The organism is Rhodococcus sp. MT28, assembly GCF_058792695.1.
The window spans coordinates 1-13,416 of record NZ_JBXAFD010000013.1; the positions used below are offsets into that span (position 1 = coordinate 1).

A 13,416-nucleotide genomic window follows, 5' to 3' on the forward strand; every position below is an offset into this window, starting at 1 on the left:
TCGATCTGCACCTTGTCCAGGGCAGTGTTCACACCGGGGATCCAGCGTCCAACCAGCAGGCCGACGACCATGGCCACACCGATCCAGACCGCCAGATAGCGGTCGAGGGTGGAGAGTTTTCCGACGACTGCGGGGTGTTCGGTGGTGGCAGCGGTGTTGCTCATGCGGTGACCTCCGCGCACGCGTCCGCTGCGGTCACGCTCGTACCTTCGACCAGGAGCACGGCGGAAAGCTGTTGCAGTGCAGTAGGAATCACCCAGTAGTACACCCAGGTCCCGCGACGTTCACAGTCGAGCAGCCCGGCCTGGCGCAGCACCTTGAGATGATGCGAGATCGTCGACTGGGACAGGTCGAACGTATCCGAGATGTCGCAGACGCAGGCTTCACCGCCCTCGTGACTTGCCACCAAGCTCAGCAAGCGGAGGCGAACCGGATCGCCGAGCGCTTTGAACATCCGAGACAGGTCGCCCGCCCACTCCTCTGTCAACGGTTCACGTACGAGCGGGGTGCAGCAAGCCTCTGACTCCGGCAGCTCTTGATTCGACATTCTTCGATATTGACAGATATCGAATCAACACGCAACCAACCAGAGATGAATATCCGCCTCCGCGATTGCCGATGCGACACTGATTCGAAACCCACAATCGACGATCGGACCGAACGATGACCAGCAAGCCCGACGTAGAACAGCGCCACCTGAACACGGAGACGCCTCCGCTCCTCAAAATTCCGAATATGAATCGCACCGGAGTTTCCGGGGACTTCATTCTTTGGGAAAGATGGAGTCATGTCGTCAGCAACGAACAAGAGGTACCCGCCCGAGTTGCGTGAGCGTGCGGTGCGGATGGTCGCCGAGGTCCAGCACGAATATCCGTCGGAATGGGCCGCGGTCGAATCCGTGGCCGACAAACTCGGTATCGGAACAGCGCAAACATTGCTCAACTGGATTCGGAGAGCGCAAACTGATGCCGGCGAGCGGCCTGGTGTGACGAGCGAAATGGCTGCGGAGATGCGCAAGCTTCGCGCTGAGAATCGGGAACTCAAGCGTGCCAACGAGATCCTGAAGTCGGCATCGGTTTTCTTCGCAGCGGAGCTCGACCGCAACAACAAGTGATCATCGACTACGTCAACCGATACAAAAGCGAGTACGGCGTCGAGCCAATCTGCAGGGTGCTCAGCGAGCACGGCTGCTCCATTGCGCCGTCCACCTACTACGAAGCGCGCAACCGTTCCCCATCTCGGCGGTCTCTGCGCGACGAGGAGCTCAAAGCCGAGGTCAGCCGGGTGCATGCCGAGAACTATTCGATCTACGGCGCCCGCAAGGTGTGGCTTCAGCTGAGGCGAGAGGGTATCGAGGTAGCGCGGTGCACGGTCGAACGATTGATGGGTGTCCTCGGGCTCGAAGGGGCACGAAGAGGAAAGATCAAGCGCACCACCATCGCCGATCCACAAGGCAGTCGTGCGGACGATCTGGTGCAGCGAAGGTTCAACCCGGTCGCGCCAAACATGTTGTGGGTAGCTGACTTTACTTACGTTTCGACGTGGTCGGGCTGGGTGTACGTCGCGTTCGTCATCGACGCGTACTCGCGGCGGATCCTCGGATGGCGAACTGCGACGACGATGACGACACCGCTGGTGCTCGATGCCATCGAGCACGCAATCTGGACCCGACGCCGAGAGGGAATTGCCGACCTGTCCGGGCTCATTCACCACAACGACCGCGGATCGCAATACACGTCAATTGCGTTCACCGACAAGCTCATTGAGGAGGGTATCGATGCCTCGATCGGGTCTACCGGGTCGAGCTACGACAATGCTCTCGCCGAAACGATCAACGGGCTCTACAAGACCGAGTTGATCAAACCCCGCGGGCCATGGCGAACAGTCGAACATGTGGAAATCGCGACGTTGGAATGGGTGGACTGGTTCAACCACCGACGACTCTACGAGCACTGCGGCGATGTTCCACCGGCCGAACTCGAGGCGTTCCACTACGGTGAACACAGAACTACGCGAATTGCGGAGTTCTCAAATCAGTAAGTCTCCGGACTCGCCGGTGCGATTCAATATCTTTGCCACCAAAGGCTTTGTTCGCAATCAAGGAGCCGGGACCCAAGCCTCAAACGACGCTAGGTGGGGGTGCCCGACACTATCCCCACTCGCGTTTGCCATCTTATCGGCATCATGCTCTCCATTCTACTGGACCCATCCCAAACCACAAACAAGCAGAAAACAAGAAACGTCGCAATCGGCACTGCTACAACAGAATTCGATTCTCGCCAAATCGCCCATGCGCACAATTGCACAATTGCACAATTGCACAATTCTTCCTCGGTAAACGATGCCCAAAGTTACTGAAAAGCAAATAGTATTTAAGACGCCAAACCCGATCTCATGCGCCCGCCACACGCCCGGATCGACAACCTGGTCAAGACCCGTACCAAGTACTATGATTCGTAGTAGTTAATGGGCTTCGGCACATCGCCAGGGTCGCTAATGCGGTTTCACGTCTAGGTCGGGGACATGGATCCGAGTTGCATTGAGGGGATCAAACGTAGGCAACGGAGCATCCGTTGCGCGACCGGGTTATGCCCGGACAATTTAATTATGTTGGCTAACAACAGTTTTCGATATGTGACCCTCGCCGCACATGGCGTCGGATCTCAGCCTGCTCTAAGGGTTCGTCAGTAGCGTCTGTGAGCACAGTTCCCTCCGACCCAGACAGCCCGCGCACGAGATGGCTGGCAGCGCAACAACTTATGCGTTGCGGGATGCGTCTTCGTCTCAGTGCGGAGGGAAGCCGTCCAACACGAGAGCGCCGGCAGCAGAAGGTCGGGGTGAAGGAGTGAGCCATATGCCAGCGACCCGGACCACCACGGAGCCCGACGTTCCACCAGCCACTGCCGGTGACAGCTCGACGACGGAGTCACCACTATCTCGCATTCTGCGGCACGACGTGGCCGCGTCGTTGGTGGTGTTCCTGGTTGCGTTGCCGTTGTCGTTGGGCATCGCGATCGCCTCGGGTGCCCCGATCATGGCCGGACTAATCGCCGCGGTGGTCGGCGGGGTCGTCGCGGGTTTGCTGGGTGGGTCGCCCTTACAGGTCAGCGGCCCGGCGGCGGGTTTGACCGTGGTGGTCGCCGAGTTGGTCAACACCTTCGGGTGGAAGGTCACCTGTGCGATCACCGTCGCTGCCGGGGTGCTGCAAATCCTGTTCGGGCTGAGCCGGGTGGCCCGCGCCTCGCTGGCGATCTCGCCGATGGTGGTGCATGCCATGTTGGCGGGAATCGGCATCACCATCGCCCTGCAGCAGGTTCACGTGCTGCTCGGTGGCAGCTCGCAGAGTTCCGCGTGGAACAACCTGACTGCACTGCCGAGCCAGATCGGCGACGCCCACCTCTACGATGTCTTCGTCGGCGCAACTGTGATCGCCATTCTGCTGGCGTGGAAGTTCGTGCCGGACAGACTGCGGCGGGTACCCGGCCCGCTGGTGGCGGTCGTCGCCGCGACCGTCCTCTCACTGGTCTTGCCGCTTGAGGTCGAACGCATCGTCCTCGACGGATCGTTGTTCGACGCGATCGCGCTTCCCGCCCTCCCCGACGGTCGGTGGCTCGGCGTCGCCACCGGAGTCCTGACCGTGGCGTTGATCGCGAGCGTCGAAAGCCTACTCTCGGCCGTCTCGGTGGACAAGATGCACACCGGCCCGCGTTCGGACCTCAACCGGGAGTTGCTCGGCCAAGGGGCCGCGAACATCACGTCCGGCATCCTCGGCGGCCTACCGGTCACCGGCGTCATCGTCCGCAGTTCCACCAACGTCTCCGCCGGCGCCCGCACCAAGGCCTCCGCGGTTCTACACGGAGTATGGATCCTGGTGTTCTCGGCGCTGCTCGCCGGTCTGGTCCAGCAGATCCCGAAGTCCGTTCTCGCCGGCCTGCTGATCGTGATCGGTATCCAGCTCATCAAGCTTGCGCACCTGCGGATCGCGCACCGCACCGGGGACCTGTGGGTATACGGGGTCACCGTTGCCGCGGTGGTGTTCCTCAATTTACTTGAGGGTGTGCTGATCGGGCTGGCCCTGGCGATCGCGCTGGTGGTGTGGCGGGTGGTTCGTGCATCGATCCATGCCGAGCCCGTGGGCACCCCACAATCGCGGCAGTGGCGGGTGGTGGTGGAAGGCTCGTGCAGCTTCCTTGCCCTGCCCAGACTAACCGGGGTGCTCGCCTCGGTGCCACCGGGAAGTCAAGTCACCGTCGAACTCACGGTCGACTTCCTCGACCACGCCGTCTTCGAGGTCATCGAGGAATGGTCGCGTCAGCATGAGAGCACCGGCGGAACTGTGCTGATCGACGAGCGAGGAACCGCGGAGATGGCCGGTGCCGCGGCCGGGCCGCCGTCGCGCGCCACCGACGGCACGGCACAACTCAGCCGCCGCGGCGGCTTCGCCCCATGGCGGGTATGGCAGAAATACCTACCCCACCCCCACCAAGAGGGCGACAAAATGCAGCATCCGAACCCGCGAGCCATGCGATCGGTGCTGGCCGGAATCTCCGACTACCACCGCACGCACGCACCGCATCTGCGCCCACATATGGACGATTTGCACGACGGTCAACGACCCGACTCACTGTTTCTGACCTGCTCGGATTCGCGGGTCGTCCCTAACATCATCACCAGCAGCGGCCCTGGAGACCTGTTCACCGTCCGCAACATCGGCAACCTGGTTCCCGCCGGTCAACGCGACGACTCCGTCGAGGCGGCACTGGCCTTCGCGCTCGACGAACTCGAGGTCAGCTCCGTGCTCGTGTGCGGCCACTCCGGGTGCGGCGCCATGAAGGCTCTCCTGGCCGACCCCGACCGTCCGTATCCTCAGTCCAGCGGCAGCATCGCCGTCCAGCAGTGGCTCGAGCACGCCCAACCGAGCAAGAACGCATACCACTCCGGGCACCCGGTGGCGCGGTCGGCTGCCGACGCCGGATTCAGCGCGGTCGATCAACTCGCCATGGTTAATGTCGCCCTGCAACTGCAGACCCTGCAGCGGCATCCGCTGATCGGCGCGGCGATGTCGGAGGGACGGATCCACATCGCGGGCCTGTTTTTCGACATTCCCACCGCACGGGTACTCGCGGTCTCCACCACCTGCGTCATCGAACTCGACCCCGACCGTGCGCCGGTGGCCTGATCAACGAGACACTCCCGACAAGAGCATGAACCGGTGACCCCGGCGGGTTGGAGCCAGGCGGGGTACCGTGAAAAGAGAGCAGACGGCTGCACCTGCCGCCTCGAATCGGTCCAGGTGACCTGGGTCGATCCGCTCGCAAGGCTCCCACGGAACAGGAGTGAGTCGTGAACCCGAGCCGTGGTGTTGTCAGTGGGCCGAACAGGTTGGCTGACAAGGAGGAGGGTGTCGATCTCGTCGGGTTCCTCACCCCGGGAGTGCTGATCACGCTCCTGGTGGTGGTGGTCGTGTTCCTGGCCGCCGCCGCGGTCACCGGCTGGTTGCTGTGGCGGCGGATGCGCCGCAGCGGGGTGCTCGCCCGGGGCCGGGCGGCGGCCGAGAGGGGCCTGCTGACCGTCGGAGTGCAGGCGCTGCCCGCGGGCCCGCGCCGAGACCTGGCGGCTCTGCAGACGCAGGTCGGCCGGAGCCGGGCGGAGCTGGCCCGTCAAGCGGACGCCGCCTCCGCCACCTCGGGCGGATATCTCGGTGACCTGCCGATGGTGCTTCCCCAACTCGACGCCGACGGCGTGCGTCTCGAACGGGCGCTAGCAGCGTTGGTAATCACCCGCGACGAGCGTCGAATCGCCCGCGACCAGCAAGAGTTCTCCGCCCGCGCCCGGGAGTACATCGATGCAACTGACCGGGCCATCGCCGCGATCCGCGCGGCTGAGGCCGCCCATCGCGGACCCGAAACGACCCTGCTGTACGCCGAGGTGGACGAGGCCGTCGCCAGCCTCAACGCCTACAGTGACGCCTACCGGGAGCTCGGAGACGGTAGCAGCTGACCCGGAAACGCAGACCCGATCCCTCCCCGTTGCCAGTGAGACCCCGTTGCTACGGGACCCCCGACGCTGGGCGTGTCTCTATGCTGGTGCACCTGTCGTCCGGTGAGGGGAACGGCGACGTCGTGGCGGCAGCCCCACGCCGAATGCGCCGCCGGCGAGACGGATCACTGCCCGCCACGGGGCATGTCCTACGGGGCTTTGAGGACGACCGGGGTCGCTGGTGCCGCATCAAGCCCGGACAGCGCGCGCCTGGGTCTCGGCGTCATACATCTTCGGTGCAGGCATGATCAACATTCTCCTTGTTGGAATCAGGAGCCACCATCTCGTCCAGGCGGTTCAGACACCGCCGGATCGCACCGGAACTGTGCCGATGGTTCAACCCGACGACCGGCAACCCTCTTGCATCGAGTCGCCGGCCGGGGCTGACCCGGGTGATCAGCGATCCCGCGCGGGGCGGCGATCGGCTACCCGGCGCGGGGCTGTGCGATTCGTCTATCGGGGAGGCGGGGCGCCGGGGAATCCGCGGGCGTATTTCGGGTCGACCGGCGGTAGCTGCGTGGGCCCGAAGTTGTTCACGATCGGCATCATCGCCTTGAACCAGGTGCGTGCCGGTTCGGTGCCGCCGAACAGATTGCCGTCCGCGCAGGAGCGCAAGGGGCTGGTGCAGATCTGCCCGGGGTTCGGCGAGTCGCCGAAGATATAGACGGCGCCTGCCAGGTTGTTGGTGAATCCGAGGAATCCGGAGGACATGTTCGACTCGGTGGTGCCCGTCTTCCCGGACATGGGCAACGTCCAACCCGCGCCGGACGCCGCGGTCGCCGCGGTGCCGCCCGATTTGTCGTCCTTGCTCAGCGCATTGGCCAGGGTTTCGGCCAGGCCCGGTTCGACGACCTGTTCGCACGCCTGCTCCGTGAGGGGCACCGGGCGCCCGTCGCGATCGAGGACCGAGTCGATCGGACTCGGCGGGCACCACCTGCCTCGTGAGGCCAGAGTGGCCGCGACGTTCGACAACTCGAGCGGGTTGATCCAGGTCGGGCCCAGCGTGAAGGAACCCAGGTTCTGGTCTTTTTGTAGGTCGGCCATGCTCTGGTCACCGAAGCCGGAGGTGCCCGGCGCGGTGTAGGAGCGCATCCCGAGTCGCACCGCCATGTCCACCGTCGCTGCGACCCCTGTCTCTTCGAGAAGTTTGACGAACGCGGTGTTCGGTGATCGTGCGAGTGCGTCGGTCACCGACAGCGAGGCCGGATAAGGTGCCGCATTTTGTACGCAGTACGTCGTCGGCGGACAGCCGGGGGCCCCACCGTCGCCCATTCCTCTCGCATCGTACCTGCCGGGGACGTCGAGGACGGCGTCGGTGCCGAGGCCCTTCTCCATGGCGGCGGCGGTGGTGAAGATTTTGAAGATCGAGCCGGCGCCGTTCCCTGCGAGCGAGTACGGCAGAGGCTGAACGGTTTCGTTGGCCGCACTGTTCAGACCGTAGTTGCGGCTGCCCGCCATCGCGAGTATCCGGTGCTGGCTCTGGCCGGGCTGCACGACGTTCATCACACTTGCGACGTCCTCGAGTCCGGGGTCGGCGTAGGCGGCGACCGCCGACTTCACCGAAGCCTGGACCACCGGATCGAGGGTCGTCCTGATCGAGTAGCCGCCCTTGTCGATCTGGTCCCGGGGCAGTCCGGCGTTCTCGAGATAGCGCAGCGCGTAGTCGCAGAAGAATCCGCGGTCCGCGGCGGCGATGCACCCGCGGGGCACGATGCTGGGGGAGGGCAGCATTCCGAGCGGTGCCTCCTTGAGTCCCCGGATCTCGTCCGCGCGCTCGGGAATATTGGTCATCATCGTGTCGAGCACGACGTTTCGGCGGTCGCGTACTCCGCCCGGATTGGCATAGGGGTTCAGCGTGGAGTTGGACTGCACCATGCCGGCGAGCATCGCCGACTGCGCCACAGTCAGGTCTTTCGCGTCGACGCCGAAGTAGGTGCGCGCGGCGTCCTGGACACCGAACGCGCCGTTTCCGAACGGCACCAGATTCAGATACCGGGTGAGGATCTCGTCCTTCGTCAACTGTTTGTCCAGCGACAGGGCCATCCGGATCTCCCGGACCTTCCGGGCCGGGGTGGTCTCGATCGCGTCGCGGCGTTCCGCGTCGGTCTTGGCGACCACATGCAGGAGATAATTTTTCACGTACTGCTGGTCGATGGTCGACGCGCCCTGCTCGACCTGACCGGTGGTGGTGTTGGTCAGGAATGCGCGCATCGTGCCCTGCCAGTCCACCCCCCGATGTTCCGGGAATCGTTTGTCCTCGATCGAGACGATCGCCAACTTCATCTCGTTCGAGATCTGGTCACTGCGCACCTCGAACCGGCGCTGCTCATATAACCACGCGATGGGATTGCCCGCCACATCCGTCATCGTCGTCACCCCCGGTGCGACACCATCGACAACCTCGGCTGCCGAATTGTCGACAGTGTCGGACGCACGGTTCGACACGTAGCCGACGCCGCCTGCCAGCGGAAAGATCATCCCGGCGAGCAGAACACCCCCGAGGGCCGAGCATCCGGCCAGCTTCCCCACAGTCTTGGCGATCGACACGTCAGCACCCCACCGGTACTCGGCCTCGGTGGGGAACCACCGAGCCCCATCGCCCGGCCAACAGGCCTCGGCGGCCGCCACCGCCCGTCGCATCCCGCCGCGCACCCGGTCTCGTCAGCGGGAATCGCCGCCCGGCCCGGAACGCCAGGCGCCGCTGGCGATGGCCGACACCCCACGGTGCGCGCTCCCTGATGGGTCTCCCCCGTTCGGCAGCCTTCCACACGCCCACGGGACCGGCCGCCCGGGTGGGCGCGGGCACCGCAACGGGGAGCAAAATAATGGTGCCCCACAGCCTGTTCCGCAAACGTGAGAACACGCGAGCGTCACTCATCGACCCCACGTCACACCGTTCCATACCTCGCTCCTGTCTCTCCGCGCCAATTCTCGTCAGCACTAGAACGGTCCTTCATCGCCTCGGCGGGCCGGAAACCCGGCCGATTCCGCGGTACCCACTAGCACGGTCAGGTCTTCCCGGTCCGGGTTCCGGTCTTGAGTAGGCTGACCACCGCGGTCACCACCAACACCCCGGTGATCACCCCGAGCGACAATCCGGTCGAGACCTCGGGCACGCTGACCGGATCGCCCCCGTTGACGAACGGCAGTGTGTTCTCGTGCAACGCGAGAAGCACCAACTTCCCGCCGATGAACGCGAGGATGATCGAAAGTCCGTAGGACAGGTACACCAGGCGCTCGAGTAGCCCGCCGATCAGAAAGAACAGCTGCCGCAGTCCCATCAGGGCGAACGCGTTGGCGGTGAAGACGATGTACGGCTCGCTGGTGAGACCGTAGATCGCCGGGATCGAGTCCAGCGCGAAGAGCAGATCGGTGAACCCCACCGCCACCAACGCCAGCAGCAGGGGCGTGGCCAGCCGCTTGCCGTCGATCCGGGTGGTGAGTTTGTCGCCGTCGAACTCATCGGTTGCGGCCAGGAACCGCTTCGCGGTGGCGGTGATCCGGCTCTCCCGTTTCTCCTCGGCCTCTTTCTCGTGGCCGGTCTCCCGGATTAGTTTGTAGGCGGTGTAGACGAGGAAGACGCCGAACAGGTAGAACACCCAGCTGTAGGCGTTGATCGCCGCCGCCCCGACCGCGATGAAGAGTCCCCGCATCACCAGGGCGATCAGAATTCCGGCGAGTAACACCTTCTGCTGATACTCGGGCGGAACCGCGAAACTGGACATGATGACCGCGAATACGAAGAGGTTGTCGACGGAGAGCGCCTTCTCGGTGATGTAGCCGGCGTAGTACTCACCGCCGTAGGCGCCACCCCACATCCAGATGACGGCGAATCCGAACGAGATCGCAACCCCGATGTACACGGCCGACCAGAACGCCGACTCCCCGAACGTCGGAGCGTGCGGGCGGCGCACGTGCGCGAAGAAATCGAACACGAACAGGCCAAGGATCGCCGCGCAGGTGATGAGCCAGACCATCGGTGAGACGGACATCAGCTACCGACTTCGGATGACCCGTTAACGGCGCCGGACACGAGAGCACCTGCCATAGAAATCTGTGACCACCGCGTCGTACTCACAAGGCGGCGACACAGCGTAGCTGTGCGATCACCCGCTCCGTCGCGTACTGCACTCGTCCAACAGTTTGCCCCACAAACCACGTGGGAACCCAGATCCGCCATTCTGTTAATGCCTGTGCTCCTCCCACGGCAGAGAGGAGGCGTCGACCTCCAGGCCGATTGAATTCAAAGTCCTACCTAGGCCCTGGCACGAGGACCACTGTAGGCATTGCCGCGTACGATAATACTATGTTTCGTAGTATTTGACATGAGAAGGGAAGCGGCATATGCGTGCAGAACTGACGCAGATCACTCAGGAACTCGTCCATCATCTCGACGAAGTCGCCATGTCGCTGATCGAACTCCCCCATGCGGTCGTCACGTCGTAATACAACCCGAGGGAGTCCACGGTCACCCGATCCCGCTCGTCGAGCTTCAGGGTGCGTCGACTCTGGAAAGATGAACAAGCTCGGAGCTACGGGCAAGCCCGGTTCCGGCAGACGGTATTGCCCGGACGATATATATGCGGCTATACAACATTGAGAATGTTGACGAGAATGTTGACGAGAATGTTGACGTCGAGCTGGACGAGCAACATCCCCGCGTACATCGCCGCCAGCACGAGGTAGCGTCGTCCGTCTGCCCTTCTCGTACTTGCAGACTCTCGTTGAAGTGAAGTCGAAGTTGGCTATGTGTCGTTGTGGACAGGGGCACGAACATCTCCGCGAAATAACTCACGCCACAACGAAGCGAGAACCGCACACCCTGGAAACATGACAACGCCCGGTAACCTCTCGAAGACCACCTCCAGGAATAACGGAGATGCTGATGTAGCGTCGTCGCTGCCCTCATCGCCGGCCCTGCGCGTGGGCGGAATCCTGATGGCGTCGGCGGACGGGAGGGCGCTACCGGCGAGTGTGTTGGCTACCGAAGCACGGATCAGCGCGCAGTCAGCGTCCGACACCTCAAAAGGCTTGTGGCAGGAAACCGGCCCTGGGTCGCTGTGACAGCGACGACCGTTCTGACCGCGGAAATCGTCAGCGCTGCAACCATTCCCGAGACCACCGCGCCGGGAATCCACCACCTGCGTAGATCGCGGGTCTCGATGCTCGGGCCTGCAAACATTTTCTTTCCCCCTCCCCCTACTTCGACGATAGTCGTGGGGTGTGGGCGGTTCGAGACCAATATATGTGCCTATATGCGCACATATAGGGTTATAGTGGGTTCGCCCCTACCATCAGCGGAGTAACGCCTTGCTCACCGTTCTACGTCACCGCACCTTCCGCGCGTTGTTCGCCGCGCAGATCGTCGCCCTGGTCGGCACCGGATTGCTCACGGTGGCTTTGGGGCTGTTGGCCTACGACTTGGCCGGGAGCAATGCCGGCGCAGTTCTGGGCACTGCTCTCGCGATCAAGATGATCGCGTATGTCGCTGTTGCGCCGGTGATCTCGGCGGTCACGGACCGGGTTCCCCGCAAAGTGCTGTTGGTCTGCGCCGACGTCGTGCGTGCGGGGGTTGCGATGATGCTGCCGATGGTCGATCAGGCGTGGCAGATCTATGTGCTGATCTTCGTGCTGCAGGCGGCGTCGGCGACCTTCACCCCCGCGTTCCAATCTGTGATCCCGTCGGTATTGGTCGAGGAAGAGCAGTACACACGTGCGCTGTCTCTCTCACGTCTGGCCTACGATCTCGAGTCATTGCTCAGTCCGGTACTGGCCGCGGCACTGTTGACGATGATCACCTACCACTCGCTGTTCCTGGGAACGGTTGCAGGTTTCGTGGTCTCGGCCGCGCTCGTGGTGAGTACGTCCTTGCCGTCCCTGACGCCGGTGGATCGTTCGGTGCCGTTGCTCACTCGCATCACCGCCGGCGCGCGGGTGATGGTGAGCAGCCCGGTACTGCGGGGCTTGCTGGCACTGAACGTGGTCGTCGCCTCCGCCACCGCGCTCGTGGTAGTCAACACGGTGGTGTACGTGCGAGATCTCCTGGGCGGATCGAATACCGGGGTCGCGGTGGCATTGGGATGTTTCGGCGGCGGCTCGATGATGGTCGCGTTGGCGCTCCCGCGCCTGCTCGAGAGGGTTTCCGATCGGCGAGTGATGTTGGCGGGCGCGACGATCATTCCGTTGGGATTGGCAGGGGCGTCGTTGTTCTTGCTGACCGACTCACGGTCTGCCATGGGCTGGGTCGCGTTGGCGACGCTCTGGATCGTTCTCGGCGCGGGTACTTCGTTGATCAACACCCCGTCGGCACGACTGCTGCGTTACGAGTCCCCCCCGGAGAACCGCAGCGGCGTGTTCACCGCCCAGTTCTCGCTCTCGCACGCATGTTTTCTCCTGACCTATCCGATTGCGGGTTGGGTGGGCGTGTGGAGCGGTCAGGTCGTTGCCGCGGGGACACTGACTGCACTCGCTACACTCGCAGCAGTAGTTGCCTCGCGTGTGTGGCCCGCATCATTGGGCTCGGTATCGAAGGCGGTAACCGTGGGAGGGAGGTAGCACCGATGACCGAGAACATCTCGCACGTGCAGCCCCGGATCGCTCCGAGTCTCGAACACCACCTCGTCCCGGATCAGCTTCGTCTCGACGCCGCTACCAGCACCTTCCGCATGCTCGCCGATCGCACGCGTTTGCACATCCTCTGGCTGCTCACCCGCGGGGAGGCCGATGTCTCGGCTTTGACCGAGGCCTGCCAGGCCTCGCGAACCGCTGTCAGCCAGCATCTGGCGAAATTACGATTCACCGGTTTGGTCGATACCCGCAAAGAGGGCCGCCGTGTGATCTACCGGATCCATGACGGCCACCTTGCTCGGCTGGTCACCGAGGGCCTGAGCCACGCCGATCATGTCGTCACCGGTGAGCCCGGGCACGACTGAACCTGCCCCCCATCATCTCTTCCCATGCCCGTGGATGGATGGGAATGCAGCGGCGTCACGTGTTCTGCCCGCCGGTCCTTCGGCGACGGACACGGCACCCCGTCGAGCAACCGATCACCTGTGGACTGAATCGACAAGTACGTGGTAGCGATCATCAAGGTCACTGGGAGCGAGGGAATCGATTGTCCGCGGGTACATCGTCGGAACTCCACGACAACGCCTCCGCCCGCCCCGGCGGAGACCTATGATCCTGCGCATAATTCCTCGTCACCACAGCGGGTGCTGGCAGCGACCGCCACCCTCACCCCCTCCTGTCGATCTCCTTAGCGCAGGACTGGGCGGAGTTCGGTGGGTCCGGCGTTCGTATTCGGTGTTCTTCCTAGTCCAGTCGGTGCTGACGATCGCTCCGGTGCCCGCGAACGGGTGTTCGCCCTCAATGCCGGGC

General features: G+C 63.6%; 9 protein-coding genes and 1 pseudogene. 6 read left to right on the forward strand and 4 right to left on the reverse strand.

Translation table 11 applies throughout. The features are described 5' to 3' along the window. Positions 1–164, reverse strand: a pseudogene (locus AC1Q6C_RS29070) (ACR3 family arsenite efflux transporter); the annotation flags it as partial. Then, entirely contained in the window at positions 161–547 is a 387-nt protein-coding gene (locus tag AC1Q6C_RS29075) for an ArsR/SmtB family transcription factor (RefSeq protein ID WP_064113387.1), read from the reverse strand. The pseudogene AC1Q6C_RS29070 and the gene AC1Q6C_RS29075, both read right to left, overlap by 4 nt. Before the next feature lie 240 nt (positions 548–787). On the opposite strand from AC1Q6C_RS29075, the gene AC1Q6C_RS29080 reads away from it, so the two are divergent. The 3 genes from AC1Q6C_RS29080 to AC1Q6C_RS29090 all read left to right on the forward strand — a co-directional run bounded on the left by AC1Q6C_RS29080 (position 788) and on the right by AC1Q6C_RS29090 (position 6,000). Continuing rightward, a protein-coding gene (locus tag AC1Q6C_RS29080; protein ID WP_378377626.1) for an IS3 family transposase occupies positions 788–2,040 on the forward strand; the annotation gives its coding sequence in 2 pieces (ribosomal slippage) (positions 788–1,076 and positions 1,076–2,040; 1,254 coding nt in all). An 814-nt stretch (positions 2,041–2,854) separates the two neighbouring features. After that, entirely contained in the window at positions 2,855–5,179 is a 2,325-nt protein-coding gene (locus tag AC1Q6C_RS29085; protein ID WP_209923229.1) for a SulP family inorganic anion transporter, read from the forward strand. A 164-nt stretch (positions 5,180–5,343) separates the two neighbouring features. Beyond that, entirely contained in the window at positions 5,344–6,000 is a 657-nt protein-coding gene (locus AC1Q6C_RS29090) for a hypothetical protein (RefSeq protein ID WP_156519325.1), read from the forward strand. 492 nt (positions 6,001–6,492) lie between these two features. On the opposite strand, the gene AC1Q6C_RS29095 is transcribed toward AC1Q6C_RS29090, so the two are convergent. Further along, positions 6,493–8,517, reverse strand: a complete 2,025-nt coding sequence (locus AC1Q6C_RS29095; RefSeq protein ID WP_231915847.1) for a transglycosylase domain-containing protein — start codon at positions 8,515–8,517, stop codon at positions 6,493–6,495. 530 nt (positions 8,518–9,047) lie between these two features. Beyond that, positions 9,048–10,031: a TerC family protein gene (locus AC1Q6C_RS29100; protein WP_064113384.1), complete on the reverse strand. Its 984-nt coding sequence runs from the start codon at positions 10,029–10,031 to the stop codon at positions 9,048–9,050. A gap of 838 nt (positions 10,032–10,869) precedes the next feature. On the opposite strand from AC1Q6C_RS29100, the gene AC1Q6C_RS29105 reads away from it, so the two are divergent. The 3 genes from AC1Q6C_RS29105 to AC1Q6C_RS29115 all read left to right on the forward strand — a co-directional run bounded on the left by AC1Q6C_RS29105 (position 10,870) and on the right by AC1Q6C_RS29115 (position 12,971). Continuing rightward, positions 10,870–11,103 (forward strand): hypothetical protein, encoded by a 234-nt coding sequence (locus AC1Q6C_RS29105; RefSeq protein WP_209923231.1) that lies wholly within the window; start codon positions 10,870–10,872, stop codon positions 11,101–11,103. A gap of 246 nt (positions 11,104–11,349) precedes the next feature. Beyond that, a complete protein-coding gene (locus tag AC1Q6C_RS29110; RefSeq protein WP_064113382.1) occupies positions 11,350–12,594 on the forward strand; it encodes an MFS transporter in 1,245 nt (414 codons plus the stop codon). A 5-nt stretch (positions 12,595–12,599) separates the two neighbouring features. Then, positions 12,600–12,971 (forward strand): ArsR/SmtB family transcription factor, encoded by a 372-nt coding sequence (locus AC1Q6C_RS29115; RefSeq protein WP_064113381.1) that lies wholly within the window; start codon positions 12,600–12,602, stop codon positions 12,969–12,971. Positions 12,972–13,416: the final 445 nt, after the last annotated feature.